Source organism: Actinoplanes sp. NPDC049681, from assembly GCF_044465265.1.
GTDB lineage: Bacteria > Actinomycetota > Actinomycetes > Mycobacteriales > Micromonosporaceae > Actinoplanes.
In genome coordinates, this window is record NZ_JBITLP010000012.1 from 97,267 (window position 1) to 122,390 (window position 25,124).

The 25,124-nt window shown below is 72.2% G+C and carries 22 protein-coding genes; 11 read left to right on the forward strand and 11 right to left on the reverse strand.

The features are described 5' to 3' along the window. Nucleotides 1-7: 7 nt before the first annotated feature. Nucleotides 8-3,655 carry an ATP-dependent helicase gene (locus ACIBO8_RS36065; RefSeq protein ID WP_396120015.1) on the forward strand — a complete coding sequence of 1,216 codons (3,648 nt, stop codon included), beginning with the start codon at nucleotides 8-10 and terminating at the stop codon, nucleotides 3,653-3,655. After that, complete coding sequence (locus tag ACIBO8_RS36070) at nucleotides 3,652-7,080, forward strand: UvrD-helicase domain-containing protein (RefSeq protein ID WP_396120016.1); 3,429 nt, start codon at nucleotides 3,652-3,654, stop codon at nucleotides 7,078-7,080. The genes ACIBO8_RS36065 and ACIBO8_RS36070 overlap by 4 nt, the downstream gene beginning before the upstream one ends. Before the next feature lie 12 nt (nucleotides 7,081-7,092). Here the strand turns inward: ACIBO8_RS36070 and ACIBO8_RS36075 are convergent, their stop codons facing one another. Continuing rightward, a complete protein-coding gene (locus tag ACIBO8_RS36075) occupies nucleotides 7,093-7,500 on the reverse strand; it encodes a pilus assembly protein CpaE (protein WP_396120017.1) in 408 nt (135 codons plus the stop codon). A gap of 224 nt (nucleotides 7,501-7,724) precedes the next feature. On the opposite strand from ACIBO8_RS36075, the gene ACIBO8_RS36080 reads away from it, so the two are divergent. After that, nucleotides 7,725-7,928 (forward strand): cold-shock protein, encoded by a 204-nt coding sequence (locus tag ACIBO8_RS36080; protein ID WP_015625344.1) that lies wholly within the window; start codon nucleotides 7,725-7,727, stop codon nucleotides 7,926-7,928. A 105-nt stretch (nucleotides 7,929-8,033) separates the two neighbouring features. On the opposite strand, the gene ACIBO8_RS36085 is transcribed toward ACIBO8_RS36080, so the two are convergent. Further along, nucleotides 8,034-8,765 carry a lysophospholipid acyltransferase family protein gene (locus ACIBO8_RS36085; RefSeq protein WP_396120018.1) on the reverse strand — a complete coding sequence of 244 codons (732 nt, stop codon included), beginning with the start codon at nucleotides 8,763-8,765 and terminating at the stop codon, nucleotides 8,034-8,036. A gap of 150 nt (nucleotides 8,766-8,915) precedes the next feature. Here ACIBO8_RS36085 and ACIBO8_RS36090 point away from each other — a divergent pair, with 150 nt between their 5' ends. Together ACIBO8_RS36090 and ACIBO8_RS36095 are read left to right on the forward strand one after the other, a co-directional pair. Further along, nucleotides 8,916-9,101, forward strand: a complete 186-nt coding sequence (locus ACIBO8_RS36090; protein WP_396120019.1) for a hypothetical protein — start codon at nucleotides 8,916-8,918, stop codon at nucleotides 9,099-9,101. Between the two features lie 63 nt (nucleotides 9,102-9,164). Then, nucleotides 9,165-10,055 carry a hypothetical protein gene (locus tag ACIBO8_RS36095; protein WP_396120020.1) on the forward strand — a complete coding sequence of 297 codons (891 nt, stop codon included), beginning with the start codon at nucleotides 9,165-9,167 and terminating at the stop codon, nucleotides 10,053-10,055. A 4-nt stretch (nucleotides 10,056-10,059) separates the two neighbouring features. Here the strand turns inward: ACIBO8_RS36095 and ACIBO8_RS36100 are convergent, their stop codons facing one another. From ACIBO8_RS36100 to ACIBO8_RS36115, 4 genes are read right to left on the reverse strand one after another with little or no spacing between them, the layout of a single operon-like run. Continuing rightward, complete coding sequence (locus ACIBO8_RS36100; protein WP_396120021.1) at nucleotides 10,060-10,998, reverse strand: ABC transporter permease; 939 nt, start codon at nucleotides 10,996-10,998, stop codon at nucleotides 10,060-10,062. Then, entirely contained in the window at nucleotides 10,988-11,761 is a 774-nt protein-coding gene (locus ACIBO8_RS36105) for an ABC transporter ATP-binding protein (protein WP_396120022.1), read from the reverse strand. Before ACIBO8_RS36105 ends, ACIBO8_RS36100 begins: the two co-directional genes overlap by 11 nt. A gap of 60 nt (nucleotides 11,762-11,821) precedes the next feature. Further along, nucleotides 11,822-12,877, reverse strand: a complete 1,056-nt coding sequence (locus ACIBO8_RS36110) for an ABC transporter substrate-binding protein (protein WP_396120023.1) — start codon at nucleotides 12,875-12,877, stop codon at nucleotides 11,822-11,824. Between the two features lie 8 nt (nucleotides 12,878-12,885). Beyond that, a complete protein-coding gene (locus tag ACIBO8_RS36115; RefSeq protein ID WP_396120024.1) occupies nucleotides 12,886-13,287 on the reverse strand; it encodes an RrF2 family transcriptional regulator in 402 nt (133 codons plus the stop codon). A gap of 266 nt (nucleotides 13,288-13,553) precedes the next feature. On the opposite strand from ACIBO8_RS36115, the gene ACIBO8_RS36120 reads away from it, so the two are divergent. Together ACIBO8_RS36120 and ACIBO8_RS36125 are read left to right on the forward strand one after the other, a co-directional pair. Next, on the forward strand, nucleotides 13,554-14,579 hold the full coding sequence (locus tag ACIBO8_RS36120; RefSeq protein ID WP_396120025.1) for a Midasin: 1,026 nt from the start codon (nucleotides 13,554-13,556) through the stop codon (nucleotides 14,577-14,579). A 52-nt stretch (nucleotides 14,580-14,631) separates the two neighbouring features. Next, nucleotides 14,632-15,828 (forward strand): radical SAM protein, encoded by a 1,197-nt coding sequence (locus ACIBO8_RS36125; protein WP_396120026.1) that lies wholly within the window; start codon nucleotides 14,632-14,634, stop codon nucleotides 15,826-15,828. On the opposite strand, the gene ACIBO8_RS36130 is transcribed toward ACIBO8_RS36125, so the two are convergent. The 4 genes from ACIBO8_RS36130 to ACIBO8_RS36145 are packed head-to-tail and all read right to left on the reverse strand — an operon-like array spanning nucleotide 15,809 to nucleotide 19,952. After that, a complete protein-coding gene (locus ACIBO8_RS36130) occupies nucleotides 15,809-16,189 on the reverse strand; it encodes a hypothetical protein (protein ID WP_396120027.1) in 381 nt (126 codons plus the stop codon). The genes ACIBO8_RS36125 and ACIBO8_RS36130 overlap by 20 nt on opposite strands. Nucleotides 16,190-16,248: 59 nt before the next feature. Next, nucleotides 16,249-18,327 (reverse strand): SIR2 family protein, encoded by a 2,079-nt coding sequence (locus ACIBO8_RS36135; RefSeq protein ID WP_396120028.1) that lies wholly within the window; start codon nucleotides 18,325-18,327, stop codon nucleotides 16,249-16,251. Next, on the reverse strand, nucleotides 18,324-19,595 hold the full coding sequence (locus ACIBO8_RS36140; protein WP_396120029.1) for a YqgE/AlgH family protein: 1,272 nt from the start codon (nucleotides 19,593-19,595) through the stop codon (nucleotides 18,324-18,326). Before ACIBO8_RS36140 ends, ACIBO8_RS36135 begins: the two co-directional genes overlap by 4 nt. 3 nt (nucleotides 19,596-19,598) lie before the next feature. Then, a complete protein-coding gene (locus ACIBO8_RS36145) occupies nucleotides 19,599-19,952 on the reverse strand; it encodes a hypothetical protein (protein ID WP_396120030.1) in 354 nt (117 codons plus the stop codon). A 141-nt stretch (nucleotides 19,953-20,093) separates the two neighbouring features. On the opposite strand from ACIBO8_RS36145, the gene ACIBO8_RS36150 reads away from it, so the two are divergent. From ACIBO8_RS36150 to ACIBO8_RS36165, 4 genes are all read left to right on the forward strand, one after another. Then, nucleotides 20,094-21,389, forward strand: coding sequence for a M16 family metallopeptidase (locus ACIBO8_RS36150; RefSeq protein ID WP_396120048.1), 1,296 nt, complete (start codon nucleotides 20,094-20,096; stop codon nucleotides 21,387-21,389). After that, on the forward strand, nucleotides 21,386-22,708 hold the full coding sequence (locus ACIBO8_RS36155; RefSeq protein ID WP_396120031.1) for a M16 family metallopeptidase: 1,323 nt from the start codon (nucleotides 21,386-21,388) through the stop codon (nucleotides 22,706-22,708). The genes ACIBO8_RS36150 and ACIBO8_RS36155 overlap by 4 nt, the downstream gene beginning before the upstream one ends. Further along, the gene (gene nudC, locus ACIBO8_RS36160; protein WP_396120032.1) at nucleotides 22,701-23,684 is read left to right on the forward strand and encodes an NAD(+) diphosphatase; all 984 of its coding nucleotides are present in this window, start codon (nucleotides 22,701-22,703) and stop codon (nucleotides 23,682-23,684) included. Before ACIBO8_RS36155 ends, nudC begins: the two co-directional genes overlap by 8 nt. A 104-nt stretch (nucleotides 23,685-23,788) precedes the next feature. After that, a complete protein-coding gene (locus ACIBO8_RS36165) occupies nucleotides 23,789-24,670 on the forward strand; it encodes a phytanoyl-CoA dioxygenase family protein (protein WP_396120033.1) in 882 nt (293 codons plus the stop codon). A 144-nt stretch (nucleotides 24,671-24,814) separates the two neighbouring features. Here the strand turns inward: ACIBO8_RS36165 and ACIBO8_RS36170 are convergent, their stop codons facing one another. After that, nucleotides 24,815-25,057 (reverse strand): mycoredoxin, encoded by a 243-nt coding sequence (locus tag ACIBO8_RS36170; RefSeq protein WP_396120034.1) that lies wholly within the window; start codon nucleotides 25,055-25,057, stop codon nucleotides 24,815-24,817. Nucleotides 25,058-25,124: the final 67 nt, after the last annotated feature.

Here is a 25,124-nt window from a genome sequence, read left to right on the forward strand (position 1 = left end):
TGGTGCCGTGACCTCGACTCCCGCGGTGCGCCGGCCCGCCTACCGGCTGGTGCGCCGCCCCGCACCCGCCGCGGCCGAGCTCCGCGAGGACACCCTGCAGCAGCACGTGGTGCAGCACACAAGCGGGCCGCTGCTGGTGGTCGGGGGCCCCGGCACGGGCAAGACCACGGTCCTGGTCGAGGCGGTCGCCGCCCGGATCGCCTCCGGAGTGGACCCCGAGAAGATCCTCGTGCTCACCTTCGGCCGCCGCGGCGCCACCGCGCTCCGGGACCGCATCGAGGCCCGGATCTCCGGCCCGACGTTCCACGAGCCGCTGGTGCGCACCTTCCACGCGTACGCATTCGGCCTGCTCCGCCGGGCCGCCGCCGAACGCGGCGAGCCGTCGCCCCGCCTGCTCACCGGCCCGGAGCAGGACCTCATCATCCGCGAGCTGCTCGCGGTCGTCGGCGACGACGAGGCGCCCGACACGGTGCGCTGGCCGGAGGCGCTACGTCCCGCGCTGCCCACCCGCGCCTTCGCGCAACAGCTGCGCGACCTCATGCAACGCGCCGCCGAGCGCGGCGTCGGACCGGTCGAACTGGCCCGGCTGGGCGAGCGGCTGGGCCGCGACGACTGGCCCGCGGCGGCCCGCTTCGTCCGGGAATACGTGGCGGTCCTCGCCCTGCGCGACGTCACCACCCGCGGCTCGACCGCATACGACCCGGCCGAGCTGGTCCGGGCCGCGTCCGGCCTGCTCCGCGACGACCCCGCGCTGCTGGAGGCCGAGCGGCGGCGGGTGGAGTTCGTCTACGTCGACGAGCTCGCCGACACCGATCCGGCCCAGATCGATCTGCTCGCGCTGATCGCGGGAGGCGGCAAACCCCTGGTGGCGTTCGGCGACCCGGACTCGTCCATCTACGGCTTCCGCGGCGCGGACCCCGAGGCGGTCAGCGCCTTTCCGACCCGGTTCCGCACCGCCTCCGGAGCGCTCGCCGAAACGGTCACGCTGCACACCAGCTATCGCGCGGCAGCAGGACTGCTGGCCTCGACGAGTCGCGTCGCCCGCCGGATGCGGGGCCGCGCCGGGCACCGCGCGCTGCACGCGCCCCACCCTGCCCCAGCACCGGTGCCCGCGAGCGCCGTCGTGCGGACGTTCCGGTCGGCGACCAGCGAGACCGCGTTCGTCGCCCACGCGTTGCGCGAGGCGCACCTGCTGCACGGGGTGCCGTGGTCACGGATGGCGGTGCTGCTGCGCTCCACCAGCCTGCAGCTGCCGTCACTGCAGCGCGGGCTGTCCGCTGCGGGCGTACCGACCGTCACCCACGCGGAAGATCTTCCCCTGCACCTGCAGCCCGCCGTGGCGCCGTTCCTGCTGCTCCTGCGATGCGCCCTCGAGCCGAAGGCGCTCGACGAGGAGTCCGCGGTGGCGCTGCTGCACTCGCCGCTGGGCGGGGCCGACCCGCTGGCCGAGCGGCGCCTCCGGCAGGGCCTGCGCGCCCTCGCGCTCGCGGCCGGCGACCGCCGCCCCTCCGGCGAACTGCTCGTCGACGCCATCCGCGACCCGGCCGGCCTGGACATGGTGGAACGCCGCTGGGCCCTGCCGGCCCAAACCATCGCCCGGCTCATCGCCGTGGCCCGCGAAACCGCGGCGGCGCCGGGCGCGACCGCGGAACAGGTCCTGTGGGCCGTCTGGCACGAAAGCGGTCTCGCCGAGCGCTGGTACGCCCTGAGCACCCGCGGCGCCCCCGTGGAACCCGGCGCGGAGGGCGGCCGGGCGCGCCAATGGCGAGCCGAGGCAGCCGACCGAGACCTGGACGCCATGGTGGTCCTCTTCGACGCCGCGGCCCGCTTCGTGGACCGCCTGCCCGGAGCGCGCACCGAGGTGTTCCTCGACCACGTGCTGGGCCAGGACCTGCCCGCCGACTCGATCGCCCCGTCCGCCGACCGCGGCGAGGCCGTACGCCTGCTCACCGCGCACGCCGCCAAGGGCATGGAGTGGGACGTCGTCGTACTGGCCGGCGTACAGGAAGGCATCTGGCCCGACCTGCGCCTGCGCGGCAGCCTGCTCGGCTCGGAACGGCTGGTCGACTTCCTGGCCGGCCGAGCCGCCGCCGGAGCCGCCGCGGTGGTCGGGCAGACGTCGGCCCTGCTCGACGAGGAACGCCGGCTGTTCTACGTGGCGACGACCCGGGCCCGGCAGCGGCTGATCGTGACCGCGGTGGCCTCGGCGAGCGTGGGTGGCTCGGACGGGGAGGAGCAGCCGAGCCGATTCCTGGCCGAGCTCGCCCTACCCGACCGCCGTGACGGCGGCGATCCGCCCCCGCCTCCGGACCCTTCCGATCCCGGCCCGTCCGATCCCGGCCCGTCCGATCCCGGCCGGTCCGACCCGGGCCCTCCCGATCGGGACCCCTCTGATCCCGGCCTTTCCGATCCGGGACCGTCCGATCCCGGCCGGTCCGACCCGGGCCCTCCCGATCCGGACCCCTCTGATCCCGGCCTTACCGATCCGGGACCGTCCGACCCCGGCGGTTCCGAACCGGCTCCCTGGGATCTCGGCCTTTCCCACCCTGGCACTTCCGGCTCCGGCCCTTCGGATCCTGCGCCGGCCGGTCCCGGTCTCGAGGACACCGTGCCGGCCGAGGTCGAGGTCGACGTTCCCGTGGGCCGCCCGCCGCGCGCACTTACCCTGGCCGCGCTGGTCGCCGAGCTGCGTACCGTCGTCGTCGCGCCCCATGCGACGCCCGCCCGGCGGCAGGCCGCCGCGGCCGAGCTGGCCCGACTTGCCCGGGCCGGTGTCCCCGGCGCGCACCCCGACGAATGGTGGGGGCTCAGGCCGCTCTCCGACGACCGCCCCCTGGTCGACGAGGGCGAGCCCGTCAAGGTCACCCCCTCGGCGATGGAGAGCGCCCTGCGGTGCAGCCTGCGCTGGCTGCTCGAACGCCACGGCGGTGCGGCACCGGCTGGGCCCGCCCAGGGCGTCGGCAACCTCGTGCACGCCGCCGCCATGCTCGCCGAGGACGCGAACGCCGACCGGGAGCGGCTCGTCGAGTACGTGTCCGCGCGCTTCGACGCCATCGAACTGGCCGCGCGCTGGCTGGCGGGGCCCGAGCAGGAGCGTGCCCAGGGCATGGTTGACAAACTGCTGCGGTGGCTGGCGCGCAACCCGCGGCGGCTGCTGGCCATCGAGCACGAGTTCACGGTCCGCCTCGACGACCCGTCCCGGCCGATCCAGCTCACCGGCCGGGTGGACCGTCTCGAGGTCGACGAGCAGGGCCGGCTCGTGGTGATCGACCTCAAGACCGGCAAGACCACCGCGGTCACGGCGGGCGAGGTGGAGGAGCACGCGCAGCTCGCCGGCTATCAGGCCGCTGTGGACGCGGGGGCCTTCGACGAGCTCGGCGGCGGCGCCGGGAGCGGCGGGGCGGCCCTCGTGCAGCTCGGGCCCACCAAGGAGGCACGCGAGCAGATGCAGCTTCCGCTCGCCGAGGCCGAAGATCCCAACTGGGCGTACGCGATGGTCCGCCGCACCGCCGACACCATGGCCGCGGCCACCTTCTCCGCGGTCGCCAACGCGAAGTGCCGCGTCTGTCCCGTCCGGACCAGCTGTCCGATCAGCGGCCAGGGCCGCCAGGTCGTCGAGCCCGGCCCGCCCACGACCTCCGCGGACGGCCGATGACCCAGCCCAGTCTCTTCGCGGACGCGGCACCCCGGCCGCGCCGGCGGGCCGACTCCGGTCCTCGTTACACCCCGGTCGAGCTGGCCAAGCTGCTCCGGTTGCACGCGCCGACCCCGGAACAGGCCGCGATCATCGCCGCGCCGGTCGAGCCCGTCCTGGTGGTCGCGGGCGCCGGGTCCGGCAAGACCGAGACGATGGCCTCCCGGGTGGTCTGGCTGGTCGCCAACGGGTACGCCCACCCGGACGAGATCCTCGGCCTCACCTTCACGCGCAAGGCCGCCGGCGAACTGGCGCACCGGGTGCGTACGCGCCTCGGCCAGCTGATCCGGCGGCTCGGGCAGCAGGACGCCCTGGCCGGCGAGCCGACGGTTGCCACGTACCACTCGTTCGCCGCGAGGATCGTCACCGAGCACGGGCTGCGCGCCGGGTACGAGCCGTCCGCCCGGTTGCTGACCGAGGCGGCCCGGTGGCAGGTCGTGGATTCGCTCGTGCGGTCGTACACGGGGGAGATGACCGGCCTCAACCGCGCCCCCGGCACGGTGACCGACGATGTGCTCGCGCTCTCGGCCGAGCTGGCCGAGCATCTCGTCACGCCGGACGACCTGGCCGCCTGGACCGGACGGTTCTTCGCCGAGGTGCAGTCGCTGCCGGGGCGGGTCTACAAAGACGTCACCGACATGCTGCAGCGCCAGCAGCACCGGCTCACCCTGCTGCCCCTGGTGCGCCTCTACGACCAGCGCAAACTCGACCTCGAGGCGATGGACTTCGGTGATCAGCTGGCCCGTGCGGCGCTGGTCGCCCGGGATCATCCGGAGGTCGGCGAGATCGAGCGGGGCCGCTACAAGATCGTGCTGCTGGACGAGTACCAGGACACCAGCCACGCGCAGGTCGTGCTGCTCAACGCGCTCTTCGGCGGCGGGCATCCGGTCACGGCGGTCGGCGACCCGTGCCAGTCGATCTACGGGTGGCGGGGGGCCTCCGCGGGCACGCTCGACCGGTTCCCGGCGGAGTTCACCGGGCCGGGCGGGCGCGAGGCGTGGGTGCTCAACCTGACCCGGAGCTGGCGCAACCGCCCCGAGATCCTCCAGGTCGCCAACGCTCTGTCGCGGCCGCTGCGCGCCGCGGGCGCCCGCGTTGCCGAGCTCATTCCGGCTCAGCGGGTGGCTGATCGGGTGGGTGGGCGTACGGTCGCGTGCGCTCTGCTGCACACGTACGCGGAAGAAGCCGAGTGGATCGCCGACTCGATGCTGGCGGCGTGGCGGTCGGTGGCCCGGCTGCCCGAGGCGCTGCCCGGCGACATCCCGGTGGAGAAGCGCCCGACCAGCGCCGTGCTCGTCCGCGTGCGCAGCCAGATCCCGGCCATCGAGGAGGCGCTGCGGTCCCGGGGCCTGCCCGTCGAGGTGGTGGGGCTGGGCGGCCTTCTCGACACCCCGGAGGTCCGCGACGTCGTCTGCACGCTGCGGGTGCTGGCCGACCCCACCGACGGCGCGGCGCTGCTGCGGCTGCTCACCGGCGCCCGGTGGCGGATCGGACCACGGGACCTGGTGGCACTGCACCGCCGCGCCCGCGCGATCGCCGCCGCCCGGGTCGCCGGCACCACCGGTGACGACGAGGCACAGCAGGTCGTGGGGGACCGGCTGGACGACGCCACGCTCGTGGAGGCCATGGCCGATCTCGGGGCGGCCCAGCAGTACTCCCAGGAGGGGTACGCGCGGCTGCGGGCGTACAGCAAAGAGCTGGCCGAATTGCGGCACCGCCTGGACCAGCCGCTGCCCGATCTGGTCGCCGACATCGAGCGGACCATCGGTCTGGACGTGGAGGTGGCCGTCCGCGGCTGGGGCGCGGGCGACGCGGGCCTGGCCCGCGGCCACCTGGACGCGCTCGGCGACGTCGCGGCCCGGTACGCGAGCGACACCGACGGCGGCACCATCGCCGGCTTCCTGGCGTTCCTCGCCGCGGCCGAGGAGGAGGAACGCGGGCTCGCCCCCGGGCAGGTCGACGTGGTCGAGGGCGCGGTCCAGGTGCTGACCGCCCACGCCGCGAAGGGGCTCGAATGGGACGTGGTCTCGGTGGCGGGCCTGACGAAGAACGTCTGGCCCGGCATCAGCCGCGGCTCCGACAACTACGTGGGCGGCATCGGGGTTCTGCCCTTCCCGCTGCGCGGGGATGCGGCGGGCCTCCCGGCGCTGGACCTGTCCGAGGCGGTGGACCAGAAGGACGCGGCCGCCGCGCTCGGGGCGTTCAGCCGAGCCTGGCGTGAGCACGATGAGCGGGAGGAGCGCCGGCTGGCGTACGTGGCCGTGACCCGCCCGCGGCGGTTGTTGCTGGCGTCGGGGTACTGGTGGGGCGACGGGGTGAAGCGCCCCCGGGGGCCGTCGGTGTTCCTGGAGGAGATCCGGGCCTCGTGCGAGGAGGGCGCGGGCGTCGTCGAGCACTGGGCGCCGGAGCCACCGGGGGATGCGGCCAATCCGTCGGCGGAGCTGGTGGCGTCGGCGGAGTGGCCGTCGGATCCGCTGGGTGCTCGCCGGCCGGCCATGGCGGCCGCGGCGGACCTGATCCGGCGGATGATCGCGGCGCCGACGCCGGAGGACGCGCTGGCGTTCGCGGAGCTTGCGGAGGGTGACGAGGAGGTCGGCGCCCGCGCTGGGCTGGCGGCCGAGCTGGTGGGGCTGGCGGACGACCGCACCGAGCCGGAGGGCGAGCCGCCGGGCGGCCCGGCGGACGACCAGGGTGATCCGGACATCTCACGCTGGCGCCGTGAGGCGACGCTGCTGCTGGCGGAGCGCGAGGAACGCGCCCGGCGCGACGGCCCGCTCGAGGTGGCCCTGCCCCCGCACCTGTCGGTCTCCCAGCTCGTTGTCCTCCGCCGCGACCCGCAAATGCTGGCCCGCTCCCTGCGTCGCCCCCTGCCGCACCGCCCGGCCCCGTACGCCCGCCGCGGCACCGCGTTCCACGCCTGGCTGGAGCAGCGGTTCGGGTCCGTACGCCTCCTCGACCTCGACGAGCTCCCCGGCGCCGCGGACGACGACGCGGCGGCCGACGAGGAGCTGGCCGCGCTGCAGGAGGCGTTCCTGGCCGGCGAGTGGGCCGACCGTACGCCCGCGGAAGTCGAGGTCCCGTTCGCCACCACCGTGGCGGGCGTCGTCATCAGGGGCCGGATGGACGCGGTATTCGCCGAGCCAGGCGGCCGCTACGACGTGATCGACTGGAAGACCGGCCGGCGCCCAGCCGCGGCAGACGCCGCTGCGGCGACGGTCCAGCTCGCGGCGTACCGCCTGGCGTGGGCGACGCTGGCCGGGGTTCCGGTGTCGCGGGTGCGGGCGGGCTTCCACTACGTCCGCGACGGCGTGACCGTCCGCCCGGCCGACCTCCTGGATGCCGAAGGTTTGGCCGCTCTCATCACCGACGTCCCGGAATCCTCCTGACTGAGGCGTGTCTCACAGCCCCGCGGCGGCGAGCAGGTGCAGCAGAGCCGCCGCGTACCCGTCCTCCGGCGAGCCGGCGGTGAACGTACGGTCCTCACCCAGGAGGGTGATGTCGACGTCGTAGCCGGTGTCGGTCCTGCGTAACGCCCGGAACGTCCCCGCGAGCAGCTCCCGGAGCTGATCCTCGCGCGGCAGCCACAACGCCTCGCCGAACTCGACGTCGTCGAGCGCCCATTCCGTCGTGCCGTTGAAGCCGATCACCTGGCCTTCCGGCACCGGGTACACCTCGATGGTCATGTTGCTCAGGACGAACACGTCCTCGTCGAGGTCCCGGTCGGGAATGACGAAGCGGTCCCCGGGCGCCGGCTTCCAGATCAGGCCGGCGTCCTTGAGCTCCTGTGCCACTTGTGCGCGGATCACCGTCGGCGCTCCTCCTCCGTGCTAGGCTCCCACCGTTGTGTCAGTTTGGTTCCCAAGTACTCAGGAGCGCCTGTGGGGAAGTCTGCCCCAGGCGCTCTTTGTCGTAACCCGGGTTTCTCCGGTACGGGCGATCAGTACGGCGACACGAGTCCCGGAAAAACGGGTCTTACCACCTCGCTCCTGTCCATAATGGTCTGGAGCGATCGACCGTCGAGGAGACGATCATGGTTACCGGCGTTGTGAAGTGGTTCAACGCGGACAAGGGCTTCGGGTTCATCACCCCGGACGACGGCGGCGCCGACGTCTTCGCCCACTTCTCCGCGATCCAGACCTCCGGCTACCGCAGCCTGGACGAGAACCAGCGCGTGGAGTTCGAGGTCACCCAGGGCCAGAAGGGCCCGCAGGCGGCCAACATCCGCCCGCTCTGATCACAGCTTCGCGCTGACGTTCCGGCGCCGGTCCCGATGGGGCCGGCGCCGGAATGCTTTCCGGTGGTGTCGCCCTGCGGTCACGCGACCGGGCGGGCGCCGGCCTCAGTTCTCCAGGCGGGCCGGGTCGCCGACGTCCTCCGGCCGCGGCGCCGTCCCGCCCATGTGCGCGGGCAGCCACCAGCGGTCCTCGGGCCCGGACGGCTGCTCCGGGTAGGCCGCCTGCGCCTCGTCGAGCAGCTTCGTGAGCCGCCGGTGCAGGACGGCCGTCGTATCGTCCGCCGTCTCGTCCTCGCGAGCCGGCAGCGGCTCGCCGATATTGATGATCACCGGGACGTGCCGCTTGGTCAGATCCTTCTTGCGGCCCTTGGTCCAGAGCCGGTGCGGGCCCCAGACCGCCATCGGGATCAACGGTACGGCCGCAGCCTGCGCCAGTCGCGCCGCGCCTGACTTCAGTGCCTTCACGGTGAACGACTCGCTGATCGTGGCCTCCGGGAAGACGCCGACCACCTCGCCGTTCTTGAGCGCCTTCTCGGCCTCGTGGAACGCCGCCGTGCCGGCCTTGCGGTCCACCGGGATGTGCCGCATGCCGCGCATCAGGGGACCGCTCACCTTGTGGTCGAAGACCGACTTCTTCGCCATGAACCGGACCAGGCGCTTCGCCGGCTGGGCGCCGAGGCCGCAGAAGATGAAATCGAGGTAGCTGACGTGGTTGCTCGCTAGCACCGCCCCGCCGGTCGCCGGGATGTGGTGTGCGCCGTCGACCTGGATCCGCAGGTCCAGGACCCGGAACATCGTCTTGGCGGCAGCGATGACCGGGGGATACACGATTTCCATTCGGTTACGGTACCGGCGGTTGATGAAATCTTCCTGGGTGGAATTTGCAACCCATCCGGGTTCCGCTGCGTCTTAAGGGTGACTGCGCCGAGCCGCACCCTGGTCCACCCTGAGGAGGCCGAGGGGACGGCACTGCCTGGGAGGCCCTGCATGAACACCGTGTCCGGACGTCGCGAGCTCGCGATCGTGTTCGCGTTGGCAGTGGCCGGCCTGGCCCTGGTGCTCGCCGTCGCGTTCACGCCCTGGTACGGCGGGGTCGACTACGGTGGCGCCGGCCCGTCGGTCGTCGAGACGATCCCGCCGGCCGCCGAGGCGGGTGCGGCGCTGGCCCGCTGATCTTGATCCGGCCCAGCCGCGGGCGGTCACCCATGACCCGCCCGCGTGGTGTTCACTGGGATGATGTCCGAGGGCACGCAGACTTCCACCGCCGCCTGGTCGCGGCCGGGTGGTCCGTGGGCCTCCGGGACGGTGACCGCTCAGGGCGTACCCCCGCTTCTGCCGCCTCCCGAGGCGCCGCCGGAGCCGCCCGGCGATGACGGACCACGACGGCGCCGGCGACAGATGATGATGTTCGGCGGGGTCGCGGGGGCGATTCTGGCGATCGGTCTGACGATCATCCTGGCCGTCGTCCTCGGCTCGGACGGTGACCCGTTCGGCAGCCAGGCGTCCGCGCCCACCGACGTCCGGCCGCCGCTGGCCCGGATGTGCCCGGCGCCGACCGTGCCGCCCAGCGCGGGGCCGACGGGCAAGCCCGGGCCGGTGTCGCCGGTGACCGGCGAGCGGACCACCGACACCGAGGCCGGCATCTCCTACAAGAAGTACGGCGCTCCGTGGGTCCCGTGGGACACCGTCTGGCGCGCGGGCACGCTCGAGGTGCCCTACAAGGTGGGCCAGCACTTCGTCACGGAGGTGTACTCCGGCGGCACGTACCACGCGTCGATCCTGTCGGCCGCGGTGCCGGCGGCGGACAACGACGCCGTGACGCTCAACCTGGAATGCGTCGGCCGGCAGGTGGCCGCCGACGTCCGCGCCGAGTACTACCCGCAGCCCAACCAGCTGGAGTCGCTGCGCGACGAGATGACCACGCTGGGCGGGCGGCCGGCCTGGGTCAGCGAGTTCCGGTTGCACTTCAAGTCACCGGGCCTGACCGCCACGGACGAGTTGTCGGCCGTGGCGATCATCGACGTCGGCAAGCCGACCGCCGCGGTGCTGTACGTGTCGATTCCCGGCACCCACAAGCAGTTCGACTACGTGGTGGAGGACGTGCTGAAGTCCGTACGCCCCCTTTGAGCGGTCAGGAGCCGGTCAGACCCCAGCGCTTGCGCAGGGCGTTGTCGGCGGCGTTGAACAGGACGTCGATCAGGATGCCGATCACCAGCACCACGATGATGAAGCAGATGACCAGGCTGGACTCGTTGAGGTCGCGGGCCTGCTGCATCCGTACGCCGATCGACAGCGCTCCCGGGACGATCACCAGGAGCTCGCCGGCCATCAGGCTGCGCCAGGAGAACGCCCAGCCCTGCTTGAGACCCGAGATGAACGACGGCAGCGAGGCCGGCAGGATCAGGTGGCGGTATTTGGCGAAGCCCGACATGCCGAGCACCTGCCCGACCCGCAGCCACGTGCGCGGGACGTAGTCGATGCCGCTGATCAGGCCGTTGGCGACCGAGGGCGCGGCGCCGATGACGACCACGAACATGATCGCACTCTCGCTGATCTGGAAGAGCAGGATGGCCAGCGGGAACCACATGATCGACGGCATGGTCTGCAGGCCCGTGATGAGCGAGCCGATCGCCGCGCGCAGCGGCGCGAAGCGGGAGACCGCCGCGCCGACGATCGTGCCGATGGCGACCGCGAGGGCGAAGCCGGTCAGCGCCCGGGTCATGGTCAGCCGTACGCCGCCCCAGAAGTCCAGAGTGGTGACCACGTCACCGAGGTCCTTGAAGACGGTGACCGGGCCGGGCAGCACGTAGACCGGCTTCCACTCGGCCCAGACGACGAGCTGCCACGCGAACAGCACGATCGCTACGGCGAGCAGCTTGGGCCAGGCGCTGCGCCAGATCCGTACGCCCAGCGACGGCTTGTCGCTCTTGCCGCCCAGCTCGAGCGCGTCGAGGCCGGTGACCCGGTCGGCGGCGGCGAGATCCGGATCCTTCGGCTTCTCCGGCGGCGGTGGAAATTCCTGGGTGGTGCCCTCGAGGCCGGCGCGGGCCGACGGGAACTTAATTGGCATGGCGGGCGACCTCCGCGCGGAGCCGGTCGGTGATCTCGGCGGCCTGGCCGGCCACCTCGGGGGAGTCGATGCGGCGGGGCCGTTCGTGGTGCACCGGGAAGTCCTCGATGACCCGGCCCGGGCGGCTGCTGAGCAGGATGACCCGGTCGCCGAGGCGGACCGCCTCGCGCACGTTGTGGGTGACGAACAGGACCGTCAGCTCCTGCTCGCGCCAGATCCGCTCCAGCTCGTCGTGGAGGATGTCGCGGGTCATCGCGTCGAGGGCACCGAACGGTTCGTCCATGAGGAGGACGTCGGCGTCCTGGGCGAGGGCGCGGGCCAGGGCGACGCGCTGGCGCATGCCGCCGGAGAGCTCGTGCGGGCGTTTCTGGCCGAAGCCCTTGAGGCGTACGACCTCCAGCAGCTCCTCGGCGCGCTGCCGGCGTTCGCGCTTGCCGATGCCCCGCAGGCGCATCGGCAGCTCGACGTTGCCGGCGACCGACAGCCAGGGGAAGAGCGCCGCCTCCTGGAACATGAGGGAGACGTGCCGGCCGCCGATGTCGAGCGTGCCGCCGCTGATCCGGTCGAGGCCGGCCACCAGCGAGAGCAGCGTGCTCTTGCCGCAGCCGGAGGCGCCCAGCAGACACACGAACTCGCCCTTGCGCACGGTCAGCGAGACCTTGTCGAGGGCGAGGAGGGCGTTGCCGCCGGAGCCGTACTGCTTGGAGACGTGGTCGAGGCGTACGACCTCGGTTCTGAGATCGGTGGCTTCCGCGATGCTCATGATGGTTCTCCGCAGGTGAGTGCCGGCCGGGCTCGCGGTGCGGGCCCGGCCGGCGGGCGATCAGGAGGCGGCGGCGTCGCTGACGCCGGGCTGACCGTCGGCCTTGAGCAGCTCGTTGAGCGGCCCGAGGTCGTAGATGCCCTTGAGGTCGACGGGCTTGAGCAGGCCGACGTCCTCGGCGTGCTTGGCGCTCGTGTACAGCGACGAGGCGATCGGGTCGTTGGTGAACGTCAGGTTCTTGAAGGCGGCGGCGAGGATCTCGTCCTTGAGCGGCTTGCCGGTCAGGGCGGCGATCTGCTCGTTGGCGGCCTTCTGCGCCCCGGCCTTGTCGGTCGCGATGTACTTCTCCGCGGCGATGTGGCCCTGCAGCAGCTTCTTGACGATGTCCGGGTGGTTCTTGAGGAACTCCTGCTTGACGATCAGGTGCGTGGTCACGAACTGGCCGTTGGGCCAGAGGGTCTTCTCGTCGACCAGGACCTTGCCCTTGGACTCGAGCACCATCTTGCTCAGGTTCGGCTCGGGCACCCAGGCGCCGTCGATCGCGCCCTGGGCGAAGGCCTGCACGGCCGTCGCGTTGTCCTGCGGCAGCACGGAGACGTCGCCGCCGCCCTGCTGGTCGGCGTTGAGGCCGTTCTGCTTCAGCCAGGCACGCAGGGCCACGTCCTGGGTGTTGCCCAGCTGCGGCGTGGCGATCTTCTTGCCCTTGAGGTCGGCGGGGGTGTTGATGCCCTGCTTGACGACGAGGCCGGCGCCGCCCGAGGTGCTGCCCGCGATGATCTTCAGCGCGGTGCCCTTGGAGGTCGCCCATCCGTTGATGGCCGGGTTGGGGCCGATGTACGTGGCGTCGATGGCGCCGGAGAACAGCGCCTCGATCGCGGCCGGGCCGGCGTTGAAGGTCTTCGCCTCCAGCTTCGTGTCGCCCAGCGCCTGCTGGAACAGGCCGTTCTTGACGCCCACCAGGGCGGGCGCGTGGGTGATGTTCGGGAAGTAGCCGAGCCGGAGGGTCTTCACCTCGCCACTCGCGGCGGCGTCGTCGCCACCGCAGGCGGTCAGCGTCGCGGCGGACACGAGGGCGGCAGCGGCAACGGCGAACGCACGGAGAGTGCGGGATTTCATGAATACTCCTAAGCGGAGACGGTGAGTTGGGCGAGGGTGCGGTGGTTCACGACTCCCTCGATGGCTTCCTCCACGGCGAGCCAGACGTCCTTGAGGCCGGTCGCGACCCCGTGGTACGTCGTCGTCGTGGTGGGCAGGCCACGAATGGTGGTCAGCGCTCCGCCGACGGCCCGGACGACGTCGCCGACGGTGATGTCGTCGGCCGGCCGGGCCAGGGCGTACCCGCCGTCGACGCCGCGGTGGCTGTGCAGCAGCCCCGCGCGGCGCAGATCGAGCAGGATGCCCTGGAGAAAGCTGAGCGGGATGTCCTGGGCCGCGGCCAGGCCCGCCGCCTTGACCAGGTGCGGATGGGCGGCGGCGATCGCGAGCATGGCCCGGACGGCGTAGTCGGTGCGTGCCGAGACGTACACGGGGGATGTCCTCTCGGTCCGGCGAAACGCAAACTCTGCTTTCTCTATCTGATGGATGGGAATACTGGATCAGGTCGGATTACTGCGTCAACCCCGAACCGGATGCTGGGAACCGTGTCACCCGTGCCGGGTAGCCCTAACGGGCAGGAAAGCGACTCGGGAGCGATTCGGTGGCAGGACGGTGGCAGTCGCGTCCCGGACCTACTGCGGCGCCACCGTCGGCCGTACGGTCGGTAACCCCCGTCACCTGCCGGAAGGACCGCCCCGTGAAGCGTCCCCTGAAGCTCGCCCTGGCCGTTACCGCTGCCGCGCTGGGCGCCCTGCCGATGGCGTCGCCCGCCCTTGCCGGTGGCAAGGAAGGATCGGACCGGGGGCGCGCGGCACGGGACAGCGACCGCGACGGCATGCCGGACAAGTGGGAGAAGGCCAACGGGCTCAACCCGCACCGCAACGACGCCAAGGGCGACGCCGACCACGACAAGCTGCGCAACCTCGCCGAGTACCGGGCCGGTACGCGCCCCCGCAAGGCGGACACCGACCGCGACGGCATGCCCGACGGCTGGGAGGTCGCCAACAAGCTGCGCCCCACCCGGGACGACGCCGACGCCGACCCGGACGGCGACGAGCTGACCAACGAGCAGGAGTACGAGGTCCGCTCGCGGCCCAAGCTGGCCGACACCAACGGGGACGGCACGTCCGACGGCGCGGAGGACCCGGACGAGGACGAGCTGACCAACGTCGAGGAATTCCTCGTCGACGAGGACCCGCTCGAGGCCGACAGCGACGACGACGGCGTGCTCGACGGCGCGGAGGACCTGGACGACGACGGCCTCAGCAACCGCGACGAGTTCGACCTCGACACCGACCCGCAGGAGGCGGACAGCGACGACGACGGGGTCCTCGACGGTGCGGAGGACAGCGACGGCGACGGGTTCACCGACGAGGACGAGTGCAGGCGCGGCTCGGACCCCTGGCAGGACGAGGACGAGAACGGCGACGACGGCGAGGACGGCGAGGACGGCGACGACATCGTGGTCGGCGCGGACGGCGGCACGGTCGAGTCCTTCGACGCGGGCAGCGGGCTGCTGATCTACACCGTGGCCGACGGCTTCACCGTCGTCGTGAGCGTCACCGACGACACGGAGATCGAGTGGGACGGCCGCGGCTGCGGCGACGCCGCGAGCATCGACGACCTGAACGCGGGTCAGCTGCTGGGCGAGGTGACCGTGGCGGACTGGGACGACACCGAGGAGATCCCGGTGGCCGAGAAGGTCGAACTCGTCTGCGAGTGAAACAGCGCGTGCGTAACCGGGGAATGACTACGGACTGTGTCACCATTTCCCGGTGCTAGTCGTCCGCCGGGCGCCCGGGGTGCGGGTCCGCGGGCCGATCGCCTACGTACCCGCCCGGGACCACTTCTTCGCCCTCGATCCGGTGCATCAGGCCGTCCTGCGCCGGATCGGGGGCCGGTCCGCCCGGGTCGAGGGCTGCGCGGACGAGATCCGTACGCTGGCCGAGCTGGGCATCTGTGACACCGAGCCGGCCACCCCGCGCCGCGCGTTCTTCGGACGGTCCGTTGTGGGGTGCCTCGATGCCCTGCCGCTGGTGGACGCGCCGCTGGTGGTCAACTGCTTCGCCACCGCGTTCTGCCCCCTGCGTTGCGGTTACTGCCACGCCGACGACCTGATGGCCGGCTACCGCGACCGCGAGGACGACCGGTGGCTCGACCGGGTGCTGCGGGTGGCCGGCGCCACCCCGGCGATGGTCGGCGTGGTCACCGGCGGCGAGCCGCTGGCCCGCATCGAACGCACCGAACGGCTGGTCGAGCGGCTGGCGGCGACCGGCAAGGCGATCGTGCTCGACACCTCCGGGGTCGGCGACTTCAGCCGGATCGTGCCGCTGCTGCTGCGCCATCGGGTGCACGTACGCGTATCGCTCGACAGCGCCGACCCGGCGGTCAACGACGCGCTGCGCCCGGGCAACCGGCGGTTCGTGCCACCGGGCACGAGCTCCGCCGTCTACGCACGGGACGCGATCAAGCGGGCGGTGCGGGCCGGTATCCCGTGCAGCGTCCAGACGGTGATCACGGCGCGCAATCTCGCCACCGACTCCCTGATCGCACTGCGTGATCTTCTCGTGCGCCTCGGCGTGACCACCTGGGTGCTGCACGTCGTCGTGCCGGTGGGCAAGGCCGCCGACCCGCGCCGGGCCGATCTGCTCGCGCCGGCGAACGTGCACGAGCTGCTGAACGACCTGGTCCGGCGTACGGCCGCCGAGGGTGTCGCGATCGACATCCGGGTGACCAGCACGCACCGGTCGCCGAACTCGACGCTGCTGATCAGCGCCAAGGGCGAGCTGGCGGTCGAGGACGTGACCGTCGGCGGCAAGAAGACGTTCACGCTGCCGCGGATCGGCGTACGCGGCGCGGTGCTGCGGCACTTCCGGGCGCACGTGGACCTGGCAGGGCACGCGAGCCGCTACCTCAACGGCTCGCTGGCGACGTTCGAGGACGCGACGGGCGCTACGCTGCCGCGGGGCTGAGCGACCAGGCCGCTGCCGTCTCGAGCAGGGCCTTCACGCTGGTCTCATCGCCCTCGGACAGGCGCAGGACGCGGGCCGGCACGTAGCCGTCGGAGTCCACCTCGCGCAGCCAGGCGGCGGCGAGGCCGGTCCGGTTGGCGGTCTCGAAGACGCTGATGATCTCCGCGGCGGCGGCCAGCCTGCGGCGTACCAGATAGCCCGGCCGGGTCGGCGCGGCGAACCAGGACTCGAACTCGGCGACGGTCGCGGCCCCGGCAAGGTACGCGGTGAGATCACTCCCGAGCGCCGTGATGCACAGCTCCGCGTGGTCGTCGACGGTCGCGGTGTTATGTCCGACGCGCTCCAACACGGTGGCAGTCATGAGTACGACGCTAGCTCCGTACCGCCAAGAGCGCGACCGCCGAACGGCCCCAAAGCGTGTCATCTCAGAAACAGTGCCGTCACCCGGGCGGCGAGGTCGTCGAGGACCGGCTTGCCGTCCTCGATCGCCGCGACGAACGCCGCCCACGAGTCCAGCGGGAAGTCCTCGGTCTCCGGGACCGGCTCCTGATTGAGGTAGCCGGGCAGCAGCAGGGCGTTCTGGAACAGCCAGGGGATGTAGCTGCCCTCCACGTCCCAGCCCGGCAGCTCCCGGCTGCGATGCAGATGCCGGCTCAGCTCCTCCTGCGACGACCAGCGCAGCATGTGCGCGTCGTGCTGAAGATTCTTGATGTACGGGTTGTAGAGGTGCCCCGGCCCGAACCCGAACGTCTGCCGCCACTGGGCCCACAGGATCGCCTCGTCGCGCCCGCCCAGCGTCATGACGTCGTTGGTGGCGCTCTCCAGGAGCATGCTGTTCAGGTACGGCCAGAGCGTGAGCGGCGTCAACAGGTTGCGGGCATCCGTGCGCAGCACCGACTGCACGATCGGCCACGCGTTCTTCTCGAGCTCGTCCCACGACGTCAGGTTGGGCACGGCCTTCACCGCGGCGAGCAGGCTGTAGAGCGACGGGTTGTGCTCGCCGTAGAAGGTGCGCGCCACCGACCAGGGGTCCGTCGGGCGCAGCAGCTCCTCGGGGCTGCCCGCCGCCGGATGCCGGGCGCCCTGGTCGAGGAACTCCGCCAGGCTGACGAACTCGCGTACGGCGCCGTGGCCGGTGTGGTCGATCCACCGGTCGAGATCCGCCCGGAACTCCGTCTGCGCCTCGTGGTCGCGGGTGCCCACGTCGTCGATGCAGACCCGGACCTCGACGCCGAGGCGGGCGAGGGCGCCCGCCACGAACGCCTGCACCATGTGGATCACCGAGGCGCGGGGGCGCAGGCGTACGGGCCACAGCAGCCGGATCGGCTGGACCGTGCCGCCCATCTGGGTCACCCAGCCGAACCGCCGTTCCAGCTGGAGCAGCAGCCCCGGCACGTCGCGCGGCGGCAGGGTGCCCGGCTGCGACACGAGCTGCCGCTCCCAGCTGTGGTGCCGGACCCGGTTCTTCAGCCCGGTGGCGCGCGGTGGCACGGGCACCTGGGCCCGCTCGGCCAGCGCCGGGAACAGCCGTTCGGAGTCGACGCCGGGGAAGCACTCCACCGCCACGCCGGTCTGCTCCCGCAGCCGCTCCGCGGTGCTCAGCGCGGTCGCCGCGTCGGCGTCGTTGAGGGCCCACAGCACGCGCATCGGCCGGGTCCGCGCCAGGGCGGCGGTGATCGTGCCGGCCCAGTCGCTGCTGCCGATCACGCACACCGTGTCGCCTCGTATCAGGTCGGCGGCGGCCGCGATCAGGGGCGCGTTGCCGGTGAGCAGCGCCGGGTCGTGCAGCAGCTGCGGGCCCCGGACGTGCAGGGTGGGACGCCAGAAGCCGTGCAGGTGGAAGACGCGTACGGCGCCGTCCGAGCTGCCGGTGTGGCCGAGGTTTCCCCGGACGTCGAGCGGCAGGCTGACCGCCCGGCCCCCGGCGTCGCGGATCGCGATCTCCAGCAGCGGGTCGAAGTTCGTGGTCAGGAGCCGGTGGTCGAACGCCTCCGGGATGCGGGCGAGCAGGTGCCCGAGGGCCTGCACCCCGCGCGGCAGCGACCAGGAGAAGCGGTCGTTCTCCACCCCCTCGCCGACGCCGCGTTCCAGCCGCTGGCCCAGCCCGTGGGTGGCCAGCGGCGACTCCATCGGGTCCGGGGCGGCGTACGCCTTGAGCACCGCCTGCTGTGCGATGACGTCGAACGCCCCGCCGGAAACCCAGTCGGTGAACACCCGCCGGTACGCGCGGTAGACGTCGATCGGCCGCGCCCCCACCAGCTCCGAGCGCGCCTGGGCGAGCGCCCGTTCCAGGGCACCGTCGTCGTTGCGCCCGGCGGCGTAACTGTCGGCGATCTCCAGCACGCCTCGTACGCCCGGCACCGCGGCGGCGGTCACGCCCGAGCCGAGCAGCAGGGTGATCTGGTCGGCGTCGTGCAGCGCCGTCATCAGCCTGTCCAGCAGCAGTTGCTCGCCCGCGCTCAGGCCCTCGCCCGCCGGGTCCGGCTCCACCGACGTCATCGGCCCGCCTGCAGGGACTGCCAGAGCTCGCCCGGGCGCTCGGTGAACACCTGCCGCGACGAGTGCCGGCTGGCGATCAGCGCGCCGCGGTCGAGGTACTCCTCCAGCTCACCCGCCCGCCACCCGAGGTAGCCGACGAAGACCCGCATCGCGTCGACGCTGTCCGTGACGTCCTCGGGATTGCCGGAGAGGTGCATCGTGCCGAGGCGGTCGCGTACGGGAGAGAACCGCAACGGTTTCGTGGCACCCGCGCGCAGCAGGGTGACGACGATGTAGCCGTCCTGGGCCACCGGGCCGCCGTGGAAGAGCATGACCGGGTTGCGCAGCAGCGGGCGCCACGCGGCGGGGAAGTCGCCGGGCAGCTCGCCGGCCGGCTGGGTGATGCACACGCCCAGCGCGCCGGTCTGGTTGTGCCGCAGCACCAGGACGGCTCGCTGACCCAGGTCCTCGTCGACGAACCAGGGAGCGGCGTAGAGCACGCTGCCGGCCAGGTTGCGCCGGGGCGCGGCGGCGTTGTGCACCAGGCAGATCTCCGCGCCGGCGTCGCGCGCCCGCATCTCCGGCCGCTCGAAGCCGCGGCGCAGCATCGCCCGGCGTACCGTCCGCCAGATGGTGTGGACCGACAGCGCCGGCGGCGTGGCCTCCGGCGGGGGCGGACGCAGCCCGTCACGCAGCAGGCGGATCAGCTCACCGGTGAACGCGGTGTGCGTTTCGCCGCGCGGCGCCATGGCCGGACGGTTGGCGGGTGCGGACACGAGCAGGCAGGTGCCCTCCGCCTCGGCCTTGTCGGCCACGGCGTCCGTACCCGTGCTGTCGCCGCCCATCTCCGCGCCCGCGCGCCCGGAGTAGCAGCAGTCCAGGATCACCACCCGGCGCCGGGCCCGGGTGTCCGCGACGGCGCGGCGGATCCACTCGTACGGGACCCCGCGCTCGTAGGGCACCTCGGGGTCGCAGCCGGGCAGGCCCAGGATCAGGTTGTCGTCGTCCGCGTCGACCAGCCCGTGCCCGGCGAAGTACACCAGCAGCAGCCCGTCGCGCTCGGTCGCGGCGGCCGCCCTGCGGATCGCGCGGCTGACCTCGGCGGGGTCCTCGGGGTCGACCAGCACGTGACAATTCTCCGCCGGCACACCCCACAGATCCTCACTGCTCAGCAGGTCGCGCAGGTCGGTCACGTTGCGCCGGGCGGCGGGCAGCTCCGCGAGCCTGCGGTACGCCGAGACGCCGATGAGCACGACCTGGGAGCCGGCCGGATCCGCCACGTCACTCATGGGTCACTGCTGCTCGCGCTCTTCGAGCTGCTGGAGGGCGGCGGTCAGGGTGCGGTGGTCCTCGGCCTCGATCAGGGTGGTCGACCCGTCCGCGGCGGTGTGCACGATCGTCACCTTGGGGGACGGCTTGCGGGAGTCGCGCCAGGAGGCGACCGCGAGCGCCAGCTGGCCGGCGGAGAGGCCGCTGCCGATGACGAGGGTCAGCACGTCGAGCAGGGTGCCCATCGTCTCGGGATCCGTGCTGCGGGCCCGCGAGAGGTGGCCGTCGACGCGTACCGCCTGCTCGCCGCGCAGCCACCGGTGCAGCGACTCGGCGTCCTCGCTCGACGCGCATTGCAGTCGCAGCTCAACCGGCATGGAATTCCCCCGCGGATATCGATGCATTTGCTGACGTCGTGGACGCCGTTACGCGAAACTAGCACTGTGGCTCCAGACGGTGACCGGGCGCACCGGCCGGACGCCGTGCCGGGGGGATAGATTCTTGGGGTGGCCCGAAAGATGAAGATCCCCGCGACGAAGTACCCGGTCGAACGGTTCACCCTCGACAACGGATTGCGGGTGGTCCTCACGCCCGACCGCAGCGCACCCGTCGTCGGCGTGGCCGTGGTCTACGACGTCGGCATCCGTTCCGAGCCCGAGGGCCGGACCGGTTTCGCGCACCTTTTCGAGCACCTCATGTTCCAGGGCTCGGAAAACCTCGAGAAGCTCGCCCATTTCCGGCACGTGCAGGGTGCCGGCGGCAGCTTCAACGGTTCCACCCATCTGGACTACACCGACTACTTCGAAGTGCTCCCGGCCGGCGCTCTCGAACGCGCGCTCTTCCTCGAGGCCGACCGGATGCGCGGGCCCCGGCTCACCGAGGAGAACCTGCGCAACCAGGTCGACGTGGTCAAGGAGGAGATCCGGGTCAACGTCCTCAACCGGCCGTACGGCGGCTTCCCCTGGCTCAAGCTGCCGCCGGTGATGTTCGAGACGTTCCCCAACGCCCACGACGGGTACGGCTCCTTCACCGACCTGGAGAGCGCGACGGTCGACGACGCCGCTGAGTTCTTCCGCAAGTACTACGCCTCGGGCAACGCGACGCTCGCGGTCGCCGGGGACTTCGACGTCGCCGCCACCACCAAGCTCATCGAGCACCACTTCGGCGACGTGCCGGCCCGGCCCCGACCGGAGCTGCCGGACTTCGCGGAGCCGGGGCCGAGCGCCGAGCGCCGGGAGAGCTACGTCGACCGGCTCGCGCCGCTGCCGGCCATCGCGGCGGGCTGGCGGGTCCCGGACCCCATCGCCGAGTTCGCCGACTACCTGCCGTACGTGGTGCTGGCCGAGGTTCTCACCGACGGCGACGCGTCCCGGCTGGTCGAGCGGCTCGTGCAGCGCGACCGGCTCGTCACCAGCATCGGCGGCTACATCGGCTTCATGGGCGACGAATACCAGGTGCGCAACCCCACCGCGCTGCTGCTGCAGGCGCACATGCCGCCGGGCGGCGACGCGGGCAAGGTGCTGCGGGTCGTCGACGAGGAACTGGACAGGCTCGCCACCGGCGGGCTCGCGCCGGGCGAGCTGGCGCGCACCCAGGCCCGCATGGCCACCCACCTGCTCCGCGACACCGACGCGGTGCTGGGCCGCGCGCTGCCCATGGCGGTGCTCGAGCTGCAACGCGGCCGTCCGGAGCTGCTGAACGAGTTGCCCAAGCTGGTCGGCGAGGTCACCGAGGCGCAGATCGTCGCCGCGGCCGCCGCCCTGCGGCCCGAGCACCGCGCCACCGTCGAGGTCGTTCCCGGAGTGAACCAGTGAGCAACAGGACCCTGCCGGACCTCGTGCCGGACTCGAAGATCAAGCTGCCCAAGCAGGCCGAGCGCACGCTCAGCAGCGGCCTGACGGTCATCGCCATCCGGCGGCCCGCCGTGCCGCTGGTCGAGCTGCGGCTGCGCGTGCCGTTCGGGCGGGCACCGCTGGCCCGCGCCACCCTGCTGTCGCAGGCGCTCTTCACCGGCACGGCCACCATGTCCAGCATCGACATCGCCGCCGAGCTGCAGGCGGTCGGCGGCGGGCTCTCGGCGGGGCTCGACCCCGACCGGCTGCTCATCACCGGCAACTCCCTGGCCGCCGGCCTCGACCGGATGCTCGAGATCCTCGCCGGCGTGCTGACCGATCCGGCGTACCCGGCCGACGAGGTCGCCACCGAACGGGACCGGCTCGTGGACCACATCCAGGTCGCCCAGAGCCAGCCGGCCCATCTGGCCCGCACGGCGCTGCTCAAGCGGATGTACGGGCGCCACCCGTACGCGGTCCAGACCCCTGAGCCGGAGCAGGTCCGGGGCGTACGCCCGGGGCAGCTGCGGGCCCTGCACGCCGACCGGGTCCGCCCCGACGGCTCGGTGCTGGTGCTGGTCGGCGACATCAACGTCGAGAAGGCGATCGACACGGCCGAGAAGGCGCTCGGCGGCTGGATCGGCGCGGGCCGCGACGGCAACGTGCCGGCCACGCCTCCGCTCGAGCCCGGACCGCTGCTGCTGGTCGACCGCCCGGGAGCCGTGCAGTCCTCGCTGCGGATGGCCCTGCCGGCGGTGTCGCGCACCGACCCCGACTACGCGGCCCTGCAGCTGGCCAACATGGTCTTCGGCGGCTACTTCTCCTCGCGCTGGGTCGAGAATATTCGCGAAGACAAAGGCTATACGTACGGCCCGCACACGGCGATCGAGCACTTCCTCGCCGGCTCCGCCCTGGTCGTGGCGGCCGAGGTGGCCACCGAGGTGACCGGCCCGGCGATGCTCGAGACCCTGTACGAGCTCGGCCGGATCGCGAGCCTTCCGCCGGGCGAGGAGGAGCTGGAACAGGCCCGCCGGTACGCCCTCGGCACCCTGCGCCTCGGGATGTCCACACAGGCCGGACTGGCCGGGCTGGCGAGCATCTACGCGAGCTTCGGCCTGCGGCTGGACTACCTGACCGAGCACTCGGCGGCGCTGTCGTCGGCGACCCGGGAGCAGGTGGCCGAGGTCGCCGCCCGCTACCTCGCGCCCTCGCGGGCCGTGTCGGTCGTGCTGGGCGACGCCGAGAAGGTCGAGGGTCAGCTGGCCGCCCTCACCGCGGTCGAGCGCGGCTCCCATGAGTGACCTGGCCGAGGAACAGCCGGACGTGGGCGAGCAGCCCGGCCGGGACGGACCGCCGCTGGCCCGCACCAGCCTGGACCGGGCCGCGCACCGCCGCCAGGACGAGGCGTGGCTGGCCGAGGCGTGGAAGACCGGCCTGGTCGTGGTCATCGACATCGCCAAGGGGGGCAGCGCGCTGGTGTCCGGGGCCTCCACGGACAGCCCGGCGCTCGTGCTCGTCGGCGCCGACGCGGCCCCGGACGGCGAGCGGCTGTTCCTGGGCGTCGACCCGGCCGGCGTGCCGATCTTCGCGGTCGACGCGCCGCTGCCCGAGGTGCCCGGCGCCGAGCGGCGGACGTTGCGCGACATCGGCGACCGGCTCGACCCGCGCGACGCCGGCATCTTCACCACCGCCGCGGCGCTCGGCAACTGGCACGCCACCCACCGGTATTCGCCGCGGTCGGGACAGCCGACCACGGTCGTGGAGGCGGGCTGGTCGCGCGTCGACGCGGACGGCCGGCAGATGTGGCCGCGCACCGACCCCGCGATGATCGTGCTCGTCCACGACGGCGTTCCCGGCCCCGAGGGGCGCTGCCTGCTCGGCCACAACGCCGCGTGGCCCGCGGTCGAGGGGGTCCGGCGCTTCTCCTGCCTCGCCGGTTACGTCGAGCCCGGCGAGTCGGCCGAGGCCGCCGTCGTCCGCGAGGTCCGCGAGGAGGTCGGGCTCCGGCTCCGATCCCTTCGGTACGAGAGCAGCCAGTCGTGGCCGTTCCCGGGCTCGCTGATGCTCGGGTACACCGCCGAGGCGGACCGGGACCAGGCGATCGTCGTGGACCCCGAGGAGATCGACGAGGCGCGGTGGTTCACCCGTGGGGACGTCGCCCGGATGATCGCCGGGGATTACGTGGACGCGGCTTCGGGCGTACACATGAATCTGCCCATGCGCGCCTCGATCGCTTTTTATCTCATTGAGCGGTGGTTGGGGGATTCCTGCCGATAAGGGCTTCACGTTTCTCTAATCAGAGAGTTCTTCACAGGAACTTTGCAACTGTGGGAGCAGGCTCCAGCGTCTGAAGTGAAGACACGGAGAGGTGGTTCCCTTTCATGAGCCTGGTTGCCGAGCAGACGTGGACGCCCATGACCACCGAGGAGCGTGCGCAGTTCCAGCGCGACGGCTTCCTGGTGATTCCCTCGGTGCTGACCGAGGACGAGGTCGCGATGGCGCGCACCGCGATCCTGAGGTCCAAGGAAAGAGCCGCGCGCGAGGGTGGCCTCGGGCCGACCGGCGCGCTGCACCAGCTCTCCGCGGTGACCAACAACCCCGAGCTGGCGTTTCTGCTCGACCACCCGAAGGCCTTCAAGTACATCTGGTCGATGCTCGGCTGGAACGTGCACGTCTATCACTCGCACGTGGACGTGCACCCGCAGATCCACGAGAAGCAGAAGGACTGGTGGCACTGGCACCAGGACGGCGGCCGCCAGAACCGTGAGCTGGAGACCGACCCGCGGCCGATGATGTCGGTCAAGCTGGCGTACTGGCTCTCCGACGTCTCCGAGACCGGCCGGGGCAACTTCACCGTGCTGCCGGGCAGCCACCTGACCAACTGGCTGCCGGGGCCGCCGTCGCGCGGCGTGCCGTGGCCGCAGCCCGAGGGCGCGCTGCAGATCACCGCGAACCCCGGTGACCTCGTCGTCTTCGACCGGCGCCTGTGGCACGCCCGGTCGGACAACTACTCGCCGATCACCCGGGTGGGTGCCTTCTTCGGATACACGTACCGCTGGGTGGCCGGCCGCGACGAGGTCGCCCACCTGCCCGGCACGCCCGAATGGGAGACCTTCAACCCGGTGCAGCGGCAGCTGCTCGGCGGGGCCGGCGACGGGACCGGCGACCACGCCTGGGGTCACTACCCGGAGAGCACCCCGCTCTACGTGGAGCTGAAGCGTCAGGGCCTGCTCGACTCGAGCATTCCCGCTCTCATTCCCTGAATCACAGACCAGCAGCGGGCCGGCGTCGGCTCTCCCCGCCCGGCCCGCTGCCCCTGCCCGTCCGACCACCCCGCCGCCACCCAAAAACGGACTGAAGGCATGCTCCCGCACCGCGCCCGCCGCCACGGGCCGGTGCGGGCTTCTTTACGCCGAAAGGGCGGCCAGGTGCTGCTTCACCTGGACGATCGACGGGTTGGTCATCGTCGTGCCGTCGTCGAAGCGCATCGTCGGGACCGTCTGGTTGCCGCCGTTGACGCTCATCACGAAGTCGGCAGCCTTCGGGTCCTGCTCGATGTCGACGACGTCGTACGCGATGCCCTCCCGGTCGAGCTGCGACTTGAGCCGGTGGCAGTAGCCACACCAGGGGGTCGAGTACATGGTCAACATCGGTTGGTCCCTTCGCAGAGGTCACATGGCACTACGCCATCCGAGGAAACGTCGGACCCGGGTGCCA

Bases quoted from the DNA above. Each gene is read 5' to 3' on its own strand.
- ACIBO8_RS36165 (WP_396120033.1), top strand. From the start codon at position 23,789: ATGAGCCTGGTTGCCGAGCAGACGTGGACGCCCATGACCACCGAGGAG.
- ACIBO8_RS36170 (WP_396120034.1), bottom strand. From the start codon at position 25,057: ATGTTGACCATGTACTCGACCCCCTGGTGTGGCTACTGCCACCGGCTC.
- ACIBO8_RS36130 (WP_396120027.1), bottom strand. From the start codon at position 16,189: ATGACTGCCACCGTGTTGGAGCGCGTCGGACATAACACCGCGACCGTC.
- ACIBO8_RS36070 (WP_396120016.1), top strand. From the start codon at position 3,652: ATGACCCAGCCCAGTCTCTTCGCGGACGCGGCACCCCGGCCGCGCCGG.
- ACIBO8_RS36105 (WP_396120022.1), bottom strand. From the start codon at position 11,761: ATGAGCATCGCGGAAGCCACCGATCTCAGAACCGAGGTCGTACGCCTC.
- ACIBO8_RS36090 (WP_396120019.1), top strand. From the start codon at position 8,916: ATGAACACCGTGTCCGGACGTCGCGAGCTCGCGATCGTGTTCGCGTTG.
- ACIBO8_RS36145 (WP_396120030.1), bottom strand. From the start codon at position 19,952: ATGCCGGTTGAGCTGCGACTGCAATGCGCGTCGAGCGAGGACGCCGAG.
- ACIBO8_RS36095 (WP_396120020.1), top strand. From the start codon at position 9,165: ATGTCCGAGGGCACGCAGACTTCCACCGCCGCCTGGTCGCGGCCGGGT.
- ACIBO8_RS36135 (WP_396120028.1), bottom strand. From the start codon at position 18,327: ATGACGTCGGTGGAGCCGGACCCGGCGGGCGAGGGCCTGAGCGCGGGC.
- ACIBO8_RS36150 (WP_396120048.1), top strand. From the start codon at position 20,094: ATGAAGATCCCCGCGACGAAGTACCCGGTCGAACGGTTCACCCTCGAC.
- ACIBO8_RS36110 (WP_396120023.1), bottom strand. From the start codon at position 12,877: ATGAAATCCCGCACTCTCCGTGCGTTCGCCGTTGCCGCTGCCGCCCTC.
- ACIBO8_RS36080 (WP_015625344.1), top strand. From the start codon at position 7,725: ATGGTTACCGGCGTTGTGAAGTGGTTCAACGCGGACAAGGGCTTCGGG.
- ACIBO8_RS36100 (WP_396120021.1), bottom strand. From the start codon at position 10,998: ATGCCAATTAAGTTCCCGTCGGCCCGCGCCGGCCTCGAGGGCACCACC.
- ACIBO8_RS36140 (WP_396120029.1), bottom strand. From the start codon at position 19,595: ATGAGTGACGTGGCGGATCCGGCCGGCTCCCAGGTCGTGCTCATCGGC.
- ACIBO8_RS36085 (WP_396120018.1), bottom strand. From the start codon at position 8,765: ATGGAAATCGTGTATCCCCCGGTCATCGCTGCCGCCAAGACGATGTTC.
- nudC (WP_396120032.1), top strand. From the start codon at position 22,701: ATGAGTGACCTGGCCGAGGAACAGCCGGACGTGGGCGAGCAGCCCGGC.